The 13,949-nt window shown below is 60.7% G+C and carries 14 protein-coding genes; 4 read left to right on the top strand and 10 right to left on the bottom strand.

The window, feature by feature from the left end:
- The first annotated feature begins 59 nt into the window (after window positions 1-59).
- A complete protein-coding gene (locus ACP15R_RS22785) occupies window positions 60-917 on the top strand; it encodes a MurR/RpiR family transcriptional regulator (RefSeq protein ID WP_424988299.1) in 858 nt (285 codons plus the stop codon).
- Window positions 918-1,110: 193 nt separating this feature from the next.
- The gene (locus ACP15R_RS22780) at window positions 1,111-2,718 is read left to right on the top strand and encodes a BCCT family transporter (RefSeq protein WP_424988298.1); all 1,608 of its coding nucleotides are present in this window, start codon (window positions 1,111-1,113) and stop codon (window positions 2,716-2,718) included.
- A gap of 51 nt (window positions 2,719-2,769) precedes the next feature.
- Here the strand turns inward: ACP15R_RS22780 and ACP15R_RS22775 are convergent, their stop codons facing one another.
- The gene (locus ACP15R_RS22775; protein WP_424988297.1) at window positions 2,770-3,195 is read right to left on the bottom strand and encodes a universal stress protein; all 426 of its coding nucleotides are present in this window, start codon (window positions 3,193-3,195) and stop codon (window positions 2,770-2,772) included.
- Between the two features lie 104 nt (window positions 3,196-3,299).
- Window positions 3,300-3,461 (bottom strand): hypothetical protein, encoded by a 162-nt coding sequence (locus ACP15R_RS22770; RefSeq protein WP_424988296.1) that lies wholly within the window; start codon window positions 3,459-3,461, stop codon window positions 3,300-3,302.
- A gap of 93 nt (window positions 3,462-3,554) precedes the next feature.
- Here ACP15R_RS22770 and ACP15R_RS22765 point away from each other — a divergent pair, with 93 nt between their 5' ends.
- Complete coding sequence (locus tag ACP15R_RS22765) at window positions 3,555-3,746, top strand: pirin-like C-terminal cupin domain-containing protein (RefSeq protein WP_424988295.1); 192 nt, start codon at window positions 3,555-3,557, stop codon at window positions 3,744-3,746.
- Between the two features lie 190 nt (window positions 3,747-3,936).
- On the opposite strand, the gene thiC is transcribed toward ACP15R_RS22765, so the two are convergent.
- From thiC to ACP15R_RS22735, 6 genes are all read right to left on the bottom strand, one after another.
- Window positions 3,937-5,736, bottom strand: coding sequence for a phosphomethylpyrimidine synthase ThiC (gene thiC / locus ACP15R_RS22760; protein ID WP_424988294.1), 1,800 nt, complete (start codon window positions 5,734-5,736; stop codon window positions 3,937-3,939).
- A gap of 443 nt (window positions 5,737-6,179) precedes the next feature.
- The gene (locus ACP15R_RS22755) at window positions 6,180-7,712 is read right to left on the bottom strand and encodes a sulfatase family protein (protein ID WP_424988293.1); all 1,533 of its coding nucleotides are present in this window, start codon (window positions 7,710-7,712) and stop codon (window positions 6,180-6,182) included.
- On the bottom strand, window positions 7,709-9,208 hold the full coding sequence (locus tag ACP15R_RS22750) for a tripartite tricarboxylate transporter permease (RefSeq protein WP_424988292.1): 1,500 nt from the start codon (window positions 9,206-9,208) through the stop codon (window positions 7,709-7,711). Before ACP15R_RS22750 ends, ACP15R_RS22755 begins: the two co-directional genes overlap by 4 nt.
- Entirely contained in the window at window positions 9,208-9,648 is a 441-nt protein-coding gene (locus ACP15R_RS22745) for a tripartite tricarboxylate transporter TctB family protein (RefSeq protein WP_424988291.1), read from the bottom strand. Before ACP15R_RS22745 ends, ACP15R_RS22750 begins: the two co-directional genes overlap by 1 nt.
- 78 nt (window positions 9,649-9,726) lie before the next feature.
- Window positions 9,727-10,692, bottom strand: a complete 966-nt coding sequence (locus ACP15R_RS22740; RefSeq protein WP_424988290.1) for a Bug family tripartite tricarboxylate transporter substrate binding protein — start codon at window positions 10,690-10,692, stop codon at window positions 9,727-9,729.
- A gap of 137 nt (window positions 10,693-10,829) precedes the next feature.
- Window positions 10,830-11,756: a LysR family transcriptional regulator gene (locus ACP15R_RS22735; RefSeq protein WP_424988289.1), complete on the bottom strand. Its 927-nt coding sequence runs from the start codon at window positions 11,754-11,756 to the stop codon at window positions 10,830-10,832.
- A gap of 126 nt (window positions 11,757-11,882) precedes the next feature.
- Between ACP15R_RS22735 and ACP15R_RS22730 the strand changes: the two genes are divergently transcribed.
- Window positions 11,883-12,335 (top strand): hypothetical protein, encoded by a 453-nt coding sequence (locus tag ACP15R_RS22730; protein ID WP_424988288.1) that lies wholly within the window; start codon window positions 11,883-11,885, stop codon window positions 12,333-12,335.
- A gap of 137 nt (window positions 12,336-12,472) precedes the next feature.
- Here the strand turns inward: ACP15R_RS22730 and ACP15R_RS22725 are convergent, their stop codons facing one another.
- Complete coding sequence (locus ACP15R_RS22725) at window positions 12,473-13,591, bottom strand: isocitrate/isopropylmalate dehydrogenase family protein (RefSeq protein WP_424988287.1); 1,119 nt, start codon at window positions 13,589-13,591, stop codon at window positions 12,473-12,475.
- A 26-nt stretch (window positions 13,592-13,617) separates the two neighbouring features.
- Window positions 13,618-13,839 carry a hypothetical protein gene (locus ACP15R_RS22720; RefSeq protein WP_424988286.1) on the bottom strand — a complete coding sequence of 74 codons (222 nt, stop codon included), beginning with the start codon at window positions 13,837-13,839 and terminating at the stop codon, window positions 13,618-13,620.
- Window positions 13,840-13,949: the final 110 nt, after the last annotated feature.

Genomic DNA, 13,949 nt, shown 5'->3' with positions numbered 1-13,949 from the left:
CGACTTGCGCGCGCTTAAAAAGTATCGTTTGCTGCTTTTGCTGACATGTCGGGGGCCTGATGGACATTCTAGAAAAACTTCAGAAAGAGTTGCCCGGCCTGCCCAAAAAGCTCGCCCTGGCCGCGCGCTATGCGCTTGATACGCCGGACCGGATCGCGCTCAATTCGATGCGCTCGGCCGCGGCTGAGGTTGGCGTGACCTCGACCACGATGCTGCGGCTGGCCCGGCAGATGGGCTTTGACAGCTATGATGATTTCAAGGCCTGCTTTCAGGACAAGCTGCTGACCACGGGCTTTGGCGCGCGCGCGGGGGCCCTGCGCCACCAGAACGCCAGCGACACCAGCCGCACGACGCTGACCCAAGAGATGCTGGCGGCGTCCACCGACAACCTGGCGGGCACGCTGAACGAAGCCAACCTTCAACACCTGTCCCGGGTCGCCCGATTGATGCGAGAGGCCCCGGCGGTATATCTCGTCGGATCCGGTTCGCTGTTCTGGCTGGCCAGCATCATGAAAACCACGGGGTCGATGATCCTGCCCAACCTGCGGCTGGTCGGGACGGAATTCGCGGTCGCCGCCGAAGGGCTGAGCCAGGTCACAGGGCAGGACGTTGTCATCGGCTTTGGCGTCAACCCCTGCGCCACCCGCACGATCGAGGCGATGAGATTCGTCCGCGCACGGGGGGCACATGTGGTTGCCATGACCGACCGGCCCAGCTCACCGCTGACCGAACATGCCGAGTTCACTTTCTGCGCCGGCACCCAGAGCCCGCATTATTACCCCTCGATCACCGCGATGATGGCCCTTGTCGAGATGATGCTCGCCACCGTCGTCGCAGAAGGCGGCGCGATCGAACTGGACCGGATCAAGGCGCTGGAAGCGCATCGCAAGGCCAGCGCCTCGTATTGCGAATATTGATCGCGACCGCAGGCCCCGCCGGGCAGCGCGCGGGACGGGGACTCGAGCGGGATATGTGGCCCAAACGCCCGATGATGCAACCCGCCGCTGATTTTGCAGGAGATTTTCACGCCTAAGTCTGATTAACTGGGGAACAGACCATGCCGCGACGGGTGAAACCCGTAGAACCACAAGTCACCGAACTGGAGGTCACATGTCAGACACGGAAACCAACAAGACAGTCGATCCTGACCCAAGGGTCTGGGATTTCGAGACCGAATACGAACTGGGACAAGACAACATCCGGCCTCTTGGGCTGGACATTCACAACCCGGTCTTCATTGTATCCGGCCTCCTGATCCTCGGCTTCGTGATCGCGGCCCTGATCAATCAGGAAGCGTCCGCCGCATTCTTTGGCTGGCTGCGCCCTTGGCTGACCAGCACGTTCGACTGGTTCCTCGTTCTCTCTGTCGATGCGATCACCCTGTTCTGTCTGGCGCTCATCGTGCTGCCGGTGGGCAAGGTCCGGATTGGCGGCAAGGACGCCAAACCCGACTATTCCTATGCCGGCTGGATTGCCATGATGTTCGCGGCGGGCATCGGCATCGGCCTGCTGTTTTTCGGGGTGCTCGAACCGGTCTATTACAATTTTTCCGAAAACGGCGGCGCGCGGCCACTTGGCATCGACATCACCGAACCCGGAAACGAATATATCGGCGTTGTCGGCACCATTCACCACTGGGGGCTCGAAGGCTGGGCGGTCTATGCGGCGGTGGGCCTGTCGCTCGCGATCTTTGCCTATAACCTGAACCTGCCACTGACCCTGCGCTCGGCGTTCTTTCCGCTTCTGGGCGAACGCATCTGGGGGTTCTGGGGCCATGTCATCGACACGCTGGCGGTGTTTGCCACGCTGTTCGGCCTGACCACGTCGCTCGGGCTTGGCGCCCAGCAGGTGGCGGCCGGCCTGAACGAGGTGTTCGGCATCGCCCCCTCGCCCACCGTGACCGTTCTTCTGATCGTTGGCATCACCGCCATTGCCCTGGGGTCGGTCCTGATGGGCATGGATGCCGGGGTGAAACGCCTGTCCGAGATCAACATGGTCATGGCCGTCGGGCTGTTCATCTTCGTGATCGTCGTCACCGGAGTCGGCACGGCCATCACGCGCTATTTCTCGGTGATGGTCGATTACGTGACGTTGCTGCCGGCTTTGTCCAATCCGTTCGGACGGGAAGACACCAGCTTTTTCCACGGCTGGACAACCTTCTACTGGGCGTGGTGGATCGCGTGGTCGCCGTTTGTCGGCATGTTCATCGCGCGGATTTCGCGGGGCCGCACCGTGCGGGAGTTCGTCATCTGCGCCCTGATTGCGCCCACGGCGGTCTGTGCGCTCTGGATGTCGACCTTTGGCGGCGCGGCGATCGACATGCTGAATGCCGGCGGTGCCGAAGGCGTCAAGGCCACCGTGATCGACAGCTACGCCCCCGAGGGCGCGCTGTTCGGCTTTCTCAAGGAATTGCCGCTCTATTCCATCGTGGCCCCGATCTCGCTGATCCTGATCGTGATCTTCTTTGTCACCTCCTCGGATTCCGGCTCGCTCGTGATCGATACGATCACCGCCGGCGGCAAGCTGGACGCGCCGGTGATCCAGCGGGTGTGGTGGTGTACCCTCGAAGGGCTGGTGGCCATCGCGTTGCTCCTGGGCGGCGGCCTGAACGCCCTTCAGGGCGCGGCCGTGTCGATGGGCATTCCCTTTACGCTGGTCGTGCTGATCATGTGCTACTGCCTCTGGCTGGCGCTGCGCTCGGAATACAAGAAGATCTGATACCGTCAGATCACCCTGCCGGCCCCTGCAACGCGCGGGCGGCCGGCAGCGTCAGGTCACATCCTGACCGCGCACGACAAATACGGAACACCTGGCATGTGTCACGACGTGGCTGGCCGTGGTGCCCAGAAGGTAATCCTGCACCTTCGGATTCGCCGATTCCATGACAATGACATCGACATTACGCTCGCTCGCCAGCTTGACGATCTGACGATGCACCGCCCCCGTGCGCACAACGGTTTCCAATGCAACGCCATCCGCCGGGTGCTCGGCCACGAAGGTCCTGAGCTGCTGCGTCCAGTAGGCCACGGAATCATGAACATTCAGATTGCGCTCCATTTCCGGTGCAATGGTGGCAAGCAACAGCTTTGCGCCTCGGCGCTTGGCCATCGCGACCGCTTCGTCATAGGCGTTGAAATTGGCCTTTGCGTGGCGAAGGTTGACCGGGCAAAGGATAAGCTGGGTGTCGCGGCGCATCAGAAATCTTCCATCTTGCTGGCATCTGGCCTCGCGGTCTGCCTTGGCCCACGAGGGCGCAGCCCCGAGCTCGCTTGGTACAGCACCATTCCATAGCCCGATGGCTAAGCGCAAGTCGCGGCGAAGCGATACTGCATTTCGCGTTTCATCGGCAACATCACCGCGCCCGGAGAAACCGCCAGCGCGGCCAGCAAGGGCCCGAATACTCTCAAGATATGGTGGAAGGCCAACAAGGCGACTTCGCGCCCCATGGCCAGGGCGATCAACGACATTTCCGCCAACAGCGCCCGGCGAGTAGGCCAGGATCAACGCCAGAACATCCACCGCCTGCGGTGCCGCGGCCATCATTCCCCGAAGTCGTGATCTGGGCGGTTTTGGAGTCCGGCGCGGCGGGTGCGCGGCTGGTCTTGCTGGGGGGCGCAACCCTGAACGGCTCCAGACATGTCTGGTGGAATTTCGTCGCCTCAAGCCAGGACAAGATCGACGCCGCCAAAGTGGCCTGGGCCGCCGGGGACTGGGCGCATGGGCGTTTCCAGCTGCCCCAGACGTGACATGGCACCGATCCATGCGCGCACTCGGATGGGGCGGCCGCGTGACCGGGGTGATCCCCGCCCATGAACCAATCGCGCGAGCGCCCGGCGAAATCACCTCTTGTTCCTACGACGGTGCCAGAAGCCACCAGCAGCGCGGGCAGGCTCCCAGGCCCAAGCGGGGCCGGTCAAACCGACCCCGCAATCGCGATCATTCACCCGGTTCTTCGACGGGCATGTAAAGATCGCCCCCCTCGCGGAACTTGGCGGCCATGGCCTCCATCCCTTCTTTCTGGGCTTCGGCGCGAATGTCGTGGCTGATCCGCATCGAACAGAATTTGGGACCGCACATGGAACAGAAATGCGCCACCTTGTGCGCCTGTTTGGGCAGGGTCTGGTCATGGAATTCCCGCGCGGTATCCGGGTCAAGCGACAGGTTGAACTGATCTTCCCAGCGGAATTCGAACCGCGCGCGCGACAGCGCATCATCGCGGCGCTGCGCCCCCGGCAGACCCTTGGCCAGATCGGCGGCGTGGGCGGCAATTTTATAGGTGATCACCCCGGTTTTCACGTCGTCGCGATCGGGCAGGCCCAGATGCTCCTTGGGCGTCACATAGCACAGCATCGCACAGCCGAACCAACCGATCATCGCCGCGCCGATGCCGCTGGTGATATGGTCATAGCCCGGCGCGATATCGGTCGTGAGCGGCCCAAGCGTGTAAAACGGCGCCTCGTGGCAACACTCAAGCTGCTTGTCCATGTTTTCCTTGATCTTGTGCATGGCAACATGGCCCGGCCCTTCGATCATCACCTGACAATCCTTGGCCCAGGCGATCCTGGTCAATTCGCCCAGGGTTTCCAACTCGGCAAATTGCGCCTCGTCATTGGCATCGGCAATCGAGCCCGGACGCAACCCGTCGCCCAGCGAGAAGCTCACGTCATATTTGCGGCAGATGTCGCAGATCTCGTCGAAATGCTCGTAGAGGAAGCTCTCCTTGTGGTGATGCAGGCACCATTTGGCCATGATCGACCCCCCGCGCGACACGATCCCGGTGACCCGGTCGACCGTCATCGGCACCATATGAAGGCGTACCCCGGCATGGATGGTGAAATAATCGACACCCTGCTCCGCCTGTTCGATCAGCGTGTCGCGGAACACCTCCCAAGTCAGGTCCTCGGCGATGCCATTGACCTTTTCCAACGCCTGATACATCGGAACCGTGCCAATCGGCACCGGGCTGTTGCGGATGATCCATTCGCGGGTGTTATGGATATTGCGCCCGGTACTCAGGTCCATCACCGTATCCGCGCCCCAGCGAATGGCCCAGACCAGCTTGTCGACTTCTTCCTCCATCGAAGAGGTCACGGCCGATGTGCCCATATTGGCATTGATCTTGACCAGGAAATTGCGGCCAATGATCATCGGCTCGGATTCCGGATGATTGACGTTATTGGGAAGGATGGCGCGCCCGGCGGCAATTTCGCTGCGCACAAATTCCGGTGTCACGTAATCTGGAATGTTGGCTCCGAAGTCATTGCCATCCCGGTGACACGGAGAGGTTTCACGCAGTTGGTTTTCGCGAATGGCGACAAATTCCATTTCCGGCGTAGTGATCCCGGCCCGGGCATAGGCCAGCTGGGTCGGCGCCGCCCCGTCCTTGCCCCGCAGCGGGCGCGATTTGACCGGAAATTCCGGCGTCAGCTTGTCGCCCTGAACAAAGCCATTGTCGGCATCGGTGATCTCGCGCCCGTCATAGGCCTGGACATCCCCGCGCGCCCGGATCCATTCAGCGCGCAGGGGTGCCAGACCCTGTTTGATATCCGTCAGCACATTCGGATCGGTATAGGGGCCCGAACTGTCATAAACCGGCAGCGGTGCTTCTCCCGCTGTTGGATGGGTTGAGATTTCGCGCATGGGCACGCGGATGTCGGAATGCAATTCGCCGGCAACATAGATCTTGCGCGATGCGGGCAATTCACCCGTGGTGATTTTCGGATTTGGCACGTTCATTTTGGCGCTCCTCAAGCTCAAGTCTCAAAAAGACACCAGATGAGTTTGGGGAGGAGGCAAAGGCGGAGTGCACCTTCTGTTCAGGTTGCAGAGGCCTCTTGCGGCAATGCAACCTTAGCTTCCTACGCCAGTGTCAACTGGGTCAGGTTCAAAGGGTCGCATCACCGGGTTTTCACCCTTTCAGCCTCTCAGTCCCATAGGCGGGACTCCCCTGCGTAGGTCCCCGATAAAATGGAACAGCCGGCTTGTAAAGCTTCTACAGGCAGCCATTTGCAGGCCGGATCGCCATTGGACCCTGAGCTGGCCCCGTTTCGAGCGGACATCCTGGCCTGACCATGAAGGCGGCGGAACGGCCTGGCGCAAGGCCACGGGTGATGGCCCGAGATCGCGCGGCGAGGAACCGGCCCGAACGGTCTTCATGCAGCACCGTCCGGTGATCGGCATCACATGGCGTCCGCTGATCCTTGGTGTCTGGATCGCGGGGCAATTTCGACAATCGCATTTGCAAGCAGTCTACCATGTTCTTTGGCGGCATTCTTGTGCGTGACAAAATCGGGGGGCGGAAAGGCATGCTCCTTGTCCCAGTCGTCGCCGGTCTCGGTCATGCGATCAAGAACCCAGGTGTCGAGACCAAGCTGGATGCCGGCGTACTCGCGCCTGTTCACAAGATTGTTGTCTTCGTTCGGGTCGGCCTTCAGATCAAACAGCATCCTCGCGCCGTACCTGTCGCGCACATACAGCCAATCCTTGCTGCGACAACCGCGCAGAGCGCGCGGGTGCACGTCGCCTTCCAGCCCGCCGGTTTGCAACATCAGCTGGTAGAAAACCGCCTGGTGTCCCGCCGCATTGTCGCCGAACAGGATCGGTGCCAGGCTTTCACCCATAACGTCATTGGCAGGGGGAGCACCGGCGAGGTCCAGAAGCGTGGGCATCGCATCAACCGACAGATCGACCATCGAGTCCGATCTACTTCGCGCCGCGATCCGTCCCGGCCAGCGCGCGATGACAGGCACATGCATGGCGCCGCGATAGGCCACACGCTTGTTGCCGCAATAGTAACCGTGCTGGCCCAGCATGTCGCCATGATCGCTGAAAAACAGCACGAACGTGTCTTTGGCGAGGTCTTTGGCGTCCAGCCAATCCAGAATTCGGCCAATGTTCCAATCCACGTTGGCGATCATGCCATAATATTCAGCCACGTATTGGCGGATTTCGGCCTCGGTCTCGGGATCCCCCGCAGGCACGCGGCGATAGTCGATATGGCTGCTGTCGGCATTGGTCGGATCGCCTCCGAAATCCTGCGCGACGATCTCGGCCTGTACCTTGCGTTGCAGGTCCGGATCGGGCACGCCCTTGGGCAGTGGCACCTCTTCCGGGCGGTAAAGTGTCTTCCAATGCTCGGGGACTCGCATCGGGTGATGCGGTGGACCCAGGCAGATATAGGCAAAGAAGGGACGATCCCTGGCCGTTTGGGCACGCCCCATGAAGTCGATGACCTGATCGGTCTGGAAGTCCGGCTCGTGACGCGGACAATGATGCGGTGTCGGGTCGTCGTAGAAATAGATCGAACGATCATATTCGTGCCCACGGTTGAACCCCACAAAAGTCTCGAACCCGCAGCGATCCGGACCCGGCGGCACAAAACCCGGCTTGGGACCGCCATAGAGATGCCACTTGCCGATGTAGCCGGTGTGATAGCCCGCCTCGGCGAGATGATGGGGCAGGAATTTCTGATCTGTCGGGATCGGAAAGTGATTTGCATGCACCCCCGCCGCATGGGCATATTTGCCGGTCAGGAACGATCCACGGAACGGCGTGCAAAGCGGGGTCGAGACATAGGCTTGGTCAAACCGCATCCCCTCGAGCGCCAGCCGGTCGATATTGGGTGTGCGGATCACCGGATTGCCCGTGCAACCCAGGGCGTCATACCGCAACTGGTCGACATAGATGCACAGAATGTTGGGACGATCTGTCATTTGCTGGTTTTTCCTTTCAACAGGCGTTTGGTGATCGGCTCCCACAGGATCGTGGCGAGAAGGATGCCATAGATCGTCAGAGCGATCGGGGTGTTGAACACACCGACAAGGTTGCCGCTTGAGACAACAAAGGACTGGCGAAGCGCGGTTTCCAGGATCTCGCCGAGCACGAAGCCGATGGACAATGGCGCGATGGGAAATCCCAGCTTGCGGAACAGGTAGCCAAAGATGCCCGCCAGTATCATAACCAGGATGCCAAAGAGGTCGCCGGTGACACTGTAGGTTCCCAGGAAACACAGGATCAGAACCGACGGGATCACGATCTGAGACGGGATGGCGACGATTTTCGCGGCAAAGCGGATGGTCACGAGCCCGATGAAAATCATCAGGATGTTGATGACAAAGAGACCCAGGAAGATGGAGTACATGAGGTCGGGCCGATCGGCAAAGAGCTTGGGACCGGGCACCAGCCCCTGGATCAGGAAAGCGCCAAGCAGGACCGCTGCGGCCGGGCTTCCCGGGACACCCAAGGTCAGCGTGGGCACAAGCGCGCCGCCGATGGTGGCATTGTTGGCGGTCTCGGGGGCGACGATACCTTCGGGAATGCCGGTTCCGAATTTCTCGGGCGCGTCCGAGCGGCGCTTGGCCTCGGAATAGCTGAAAAAGGCGCCCACCGCTGCCCCTTCGCCGGGGATCACGCCGATGATTGTTCCAATGGCGGATGAACGGAAGATCAGCCCTTTCAGACGGTTCAGCACCGGAAGCGAGGGGAGCCGTGCCCGCAGGCTGTCGGAGTCGAACTTGCTGGCGCGCAGGTTGTGCTCGGCTTGGATGAACATTTCCGAGACCGCGAAGATGCCCAGCAGGAAGGGGACAAAGGGCATCCCTTCGTACAGATGCCAGCTGCCAAACAGATACCGCGTGGTGCCGTTCACCGGGTCCACACCCCATGTCGTCAAAAACAGTCCGATGGCGGCGGCGATCATGCCCTTGACCCAATCATCTCCGGCAACGCGCACCACAACGAGCAAGCCGAAAACCGAGATTGCGAGATACTCGCGCGGGCCGAACTGCACCGCGACACTCGCCAGAAAGGGGGCCAGAACCGCCAGCGCCAGGGCGCTGAAAAGTCCCCCGATAATCGATGCCGTCAGCGACAGGCCAAGCGCCTCGCCGCCCTGGCCGTTCTTGAACATCCTGTGCCCATCCAGCACCGTGGCCATGGCAGACCCGGTACCGGGAATGCCCAATGCGATGGCCGAGATCGAGCCGCCATATGTCGCCGCCGAATAGATCGCGAGCAGCAACATCAGGGATGGAACCGCATCCATGTAAAAGGTGAAAGGCAGCGCCACAGCGATGGCAATCGGCGGGCCCAGCCCCGGCAGTATGCCAATGACAAGACCCAGAACGATCCCGCCCACGAGGAGCAAAAGGCTCAGGGGGTCGAAAAGGTTCGCAAGACCCGCGGCCAGCGCAGTAAGATCGCCCGGCATTACAGTTGAACGCCCAGGCCGGCTTCAAAGACAAAGCCCGCGATGGGTCCGAACGCTGCCGCGATCGCATAGACCCACCAGCTTCGCGCCCGCAAGATGACGGCGCAGATCACGCCGAACAGCGCCGACATCACATGGAACCCCAGCGGCACCCAGGCATGGTATGCGCCCATCAGCAGAACAGCCAGTCCGATGACGCGCAACAGGGCTCCACCGTTTGAAAACAGCGGACCCGCCGTCGTGTCACGCGGGGTGCGCAGGATCAACAACACACATCCCGCTGCCGTGACGCCCATCATCGCGATGGGAAAGACATTGGAATCAAGCATCGTTGAACCAACGCTGGCGGCGCTGTCAAATCCAACAGCGATCCAGATCATCGTGACCGCAACGCCCAACAAGACAACCGCAAAACTCATGTTCGCCAACCGCATGGTCATTGGCTCCTCCAGCAAAAAAACGGAAAAAGGGGCGGGGCGCGCGCGATGGCATTACACGCGCCCCGCGGGAGGCATCACCTACTTTTGGGCCAGCCCAAGTTGGGTGATGATGGGTTCGTACAGGTGCCAGCCTTCCGCGACCAAGGCCTTGGTATCTTCGACGCCACCGACCCATGTCGGGACTGTGTATTTTTCGACCGAGGCCCTGTACGCGTCGTTGTTCATGACCTTTTCGGCAGCCGCGACCAGCCGTTCCATGATCTCGGGGGGCGTACCGGCCTTGACGGCATAGCCACCGTTGATCCAGCTGTCCGAGGGTTGGCCGGTCAGCTCCTCTGCTGTCTTGATGCCGGGAAGGTATCGCTCAAAATGCGGCAAGCGGCGGTCAAGTATGGCAAGCGCCCGAATCTCGTCGCCATAGGCCTCCTGCTGCTTGAGCTGACCGATGGCGGCATCCGTCTGCCCGCCGATCAGACCGGCCATCGAGTTCGGAATGGACTTTTGCGCGAGAACCGGTAGCTCGATATCGAAAAGCATGTTCAATTGCGCCACCGACATATGCGGCGGAGCGCCGATGGCGTTGATCCCGATCAACAGTTTCCGTGACTTGGCGGCCTCGACAAACTGCTGGAATGTTTCGAATTCGGAGTCACCCTTGACGTACAGCACGTTGGAATTCGTGGCGTCGTGAAAGATCGGTACGATGCTTTCGCGCGGGTCATAGGGAACATCGCGCATGATGGGGTTGGTGACCAAGGTCGGCGCAACCCACCGCAACAATGTATAGCCATCGGCCTCCGCGCCGAGAAACTTCATCACCGCGGGCACGGTGCCGCCACCCGGCACGTTGATCGAATTCACCGGCACGCCCAGCTCCTTGGACAGCGCTTCGTTTGGAATGCGCGTGATGATGTCCAGATTGCTGCCGGCGGGGAATGGAATAATCACGTTGATCGGCTTGCTTGGATAATCCCCGGCTTGCGCGACAGTCGCGACCGTCACGGCCAATGCACCGATCAGCGCGGCCTTTGCTCTGGTAAACATGTTTCTCCTCCCTGGAAGTGTAGCGTGCCAGCGGCCTCGCAGACCGTGCATGCCGCATCGTTCAAGGTAAGGTTAATCCAGCGCCTGCCATTATTGTATTGATAGTTTTCACCGCCTGTATTCAAAAAATGAATACATCACCAGGTTCGGAACTGTGGATGCCGCGCCTGCCACTCGTGGGCACTGGCCACCAATTGGGCCACGAAAGCGGTCTGGGCGTCCGAGGTGGCCCGGTCACCGAGCTGGTAACACCCGTAGATCAGTTCGATGGCGGGCTCATACGGTACAAAGGCAACCGTTGCTTCGAACCAGTCACAGCTCAGTGGTTCGCAGATCGCGACCCGGTTGCCCTTGGAAACAAGGCGCATGGCGTTGAGCGACACCTGCATGTCGATCTGGCCGGGTGCATTGGTTGGCCAGCCCGCACCCGGATGCACCATATGCGGCACAATCGGCCGCCCCTGATCCAGCAACAGTTCACGCATGGTGATGTCCTCCAGCGTGACAACCGGCTTTGAGGCCGCCGGATGCCCTCTTGGAACGGCCATGGCTGCATTCAACCTTAGCAACTGGGTATCTTGCAGATCGGGATGCTCGGACGGACCGGCGCTGACGCCGATATCGGCACGGCGTCCGACCACGGCGGCTTCGATCTGCGGACGTGTATGCCACTGAACGCGCAATTCCACTTCCGGGTGATCCTGCGCGAAACGGTCCAGTGCATCGACAAAAAAGTCCGAATTCAGAACAGGCGGCGTGGCACTGATCCTGATCCGTTCACGTTCGCTCGTCGAAATCCCGCGGGCGATCCACTGAAGCTCTTCCAACCCTTGCAGGGTGCCTTCGACCTCGTTGTAGAACCGCTCGCCAAGCTTGGACGGGATCAGGCGGTTATTGCCCAACCTCTCAAACAGCTTGAAGCCGATGGCATCTTCCAACATCGAAATCTGCCGACTGATTGTCGGCTGGGACAGGTTCAATGTTTCTGCCGCTCTTGTGACGCTTCCCGTCGCCACAATGGCTCGATACGCGCGCAACTGCCGATTGCTGATCCGCCCGGTCATCGGTCACCTTTCCCTTGTTCGCTCCGGTCGACAATAATTCGTGTCGGGCAACCTGCAACTCAAAGCGACCCACCGGAGGTTGTCACGTGGTTTCACCACAAGCGTCGAAAACGCCGGGGGCGTCGAATGCTGTCAGTCGATGATATCGGATCGTGGGGGCGGCACGGTGACATGCGGGTACAGAGAACCCGTTTCGGAATTTGGAATGGGTCGCTGACGAACCACAGCCAGACAGTGGATGTCACGCCCTGGCTGGTGTGGTTTGCAGAGGCCGTTCTGACAGCGCAGCAGGTCACGCTGGATCGCGTGCGCTTCTACATTGCCAAGGCACATCTTCATGATTTGCATCGCGACAAGCTGAACGAACGGCAGGCCAAGGCAATCGAGCGGATGTTCCGCCAAGGGCCAGATGGTTTTAAGGGTGGCCTGAGCGCCGAGAACTATATCTCGATCACCGGGACATCACCCGCGACCGCCACGAGGGTTCTGCAGGCCCTTGTCGAGACCCGAGCCCTCACCCGCACTGGCGAACGCCGATACACGCGTTACTGGCTCAGGCTTGAAGGTTTCGTCACATGAACTTCCTGCCCGCAAGGTAATCCGGGCATCGTCCGTTCCCGCTTGCGGAATGGGAACAACTGTTCCCGGATCGATGAGTCACGCCCTTGCACAGCCTTGCGCTTGGCGGCGCAAGGGCGTTGATGTGACAACACCCCTCAGGCTGCGTCCGACCTGGTGTCTTCGGCAATCAGCGTCAGCAGCTCATCGGTGACGGCACGTGTTCCCATGTCACCCCCGAATTCCATCGGCCGCAGGCGGTTGGCCTCGAACCCTGCCTCGACCGCGCCTTCAATCAGCGCAGCGGCACTTGCATAGACCGCCTCGCCGGACTTCTCGGCCAGATAGTCCAGCATCAGGGCACCGGACAGAATCGCGGCCAGCGGATTGGCCTTGTCCTGGCCCATGATGTCGGGGGCCGAACCATGAGCCGGTTGGAACAAGCCGTTGTCGTCGCCGATCTCGGCGCAAGCGGCCATGCCCATGCCACCGACCAGCCCGCCGGCGAGATCCGACAGGATATCGCCGAACATGTTCTCCATCACCAGCACATCCGCATCCCAAGGTGCCCGGATCAGGTTCAATGCCTGCGCGTCAACATAAGCATACCCTTTGCCGATCTCGGGAAAATCCGGCGCGATCTCGTCAAAGATCTTGCGAAAGAAGGCCATCGAGGCAAAGACGTTGGCCTTGTCAACGCAGGTGACATGACCGGGCCGGCCACGGGATTTGCGCTTTTCTGCGAGACGAAAGGCAAAACGGTGCAGCTTCTCGGTGGTGGCCCGGGTGATGCGCAGGGTGTCGCGCACCTCTTCGTCGCCGCGGATGTCGCTACGGCCATGGGCGGCGGCGGAATAGAACAGACCTTCGGTGGATTCGCGCAGAATGACCATATCGATCCCGGCGGCACGCGGATCGGCCAGCCGCTGCGGTGCATTGGGATAGGCCTTGACGGGACGCACCCCGGCATAAAGGCCGAAACGGTCACGCAGGCGCAGATGCGGGCTGATCTCGGTGCCGTCGTCATGCCGGATCGACGGAAGGCCAATGGCACCCAAAAAAATTGCATCGGCCGCCCCCGCGCGTTCCTCTCCGCCCGGCTCGATATCGTTGCCGGTCTCAGCAAAACAGCCCGCGCCGGCGCGGATCTCGTCATATTCAAGCTCCGGCGCAGCGACCTTTGCCAGCGCGGCCGTGACCACTTCAACAGTTGCCTCGGACACGTCGATACCGATACCGTCGCCTCTTATCAGGGCGACCTTCAATTGCTTGGCCATGTTCTTCTCCAGTGTTGTCCGGGTCGTCAGAGTTGCGAAAGCCGGTAGTTTTCAGGGATATCCAGCATTCGCTGGCGGCGCGTTGACGATGTTGGCGAAAGGCGCACCGGCGTGCGGCTCATGCCAAGACACAGGGCGATCTCGGGCTCCGGCACCTGAAATCCGGAGGCCATCCGGTTGGCACCAATCTCATCCCTGATCTGTGCACAGGCGTCGCCCACACGGGTGGTTCTGGTCAAAAGCGCCATCATCGGCCTCCTTGCTTGGCCAGTCTATAGCCCAGCATAGTATGCATCGTCAAATAAAATAATGTATGCATTGACGGATGCAATACGGGATGCTTTATACAGCAACACCC

Source organism: Microbulbifer sp. S227A, from assembly GCF_049800935.1.
This window is presented reverse-complemented; position numbering and strand designations above follow the sequence as displayed.

Excerpts from the sequence above, each read along its gene's own strand:
- ACP15R_RS22735 (WP_424988289.1), bottom strand. The coding sequence starts at position 11,756 with ATGACCGGGCGGATCAGCAATCGGCAGTTGCGCGCGTATCGAGCCATT.
- ACP15R_RS22775 (WP_424988297.1), bottom strand. The coding sequence starts at position 3,195 with ATGCGCCGCGACACCCAGCTTATCCTTTGCCCGGTCAACCTTCGCCAC.
- ACP15R_RS22750 (WP_424988292.1), bottom strand. The coding sequence starts at position 9,208 with ATGCCGGGCGATCTTACTGCGCTGGCCGCGGGTCTTGCGAACCTTTTC.
- ACP15R_RS22785 (WP_424988299.1), top strand. The coding sequence starts at position 60 with ATGGACATTCTAGAAAAACTTCAGAAAGAGTTGCCCGGCCTGCCCAAA.
- ACP15R_RS22725 (WP_424988287.1), bottom strand. The coding sequence starts at position 13,591 with ATGGCCAAGCAATTGAAGGTCGCCCTGATAAGAGGCGACGGTATCGGT.
- ACP15R_RS22780 (WP_424988298.1), top strand. The coding sequence starts at position 1,111 with ATGTCAGACACGGAAACCAACAAGACAGTCGATCCTGACCCAAGGGTC.
- ACP15R_RS22720 (WP_424988286.1), bottom strand. The coding sequence starts at position 13,839 with ATGGCGCTTTTGACCAGAACCACCCGTGTGGGCGACGCCTGTGCACAG.
- ACP15R_RS22730 (WP_424988288.1), top strand. The coding sequence starts at position 11,883 with ATGCTGTCAGTCGATGATATCGGATCGTGGGGGCGGCACGGTGACATG.
- thiC (WP_424988294.1), bottom strand. The coding sequence starts at position 5,736 with ATGAACGTGCCAAATCCGAAAATCACCACGGGTGAATTGCCCGCATCG.
- ACP15R_RS22745 (WP_424988291.1), bottom strand. The coding sequence starts at position 9,648 with ATGACCATGCGGTTGGCGAACATGAGTTTTGCGGTTGTCTTGTTGGGC.
- ACP15R_RS22740 (WP_424988290.1), bottom strand. The coding sequence starts at position 10,692 with ATGTTTACCAGAGCAAAGGCCGCGCTGATCGGTGCATTGGCCGTGACG.
- ACP15R_RS22755 (WP_424988293.1), bottom strand. The coding sequence starts at position 7,712 with ATGACAGATCGTCCCAACATTCTGTGCATCTATGTCGACCAGTTGCGG.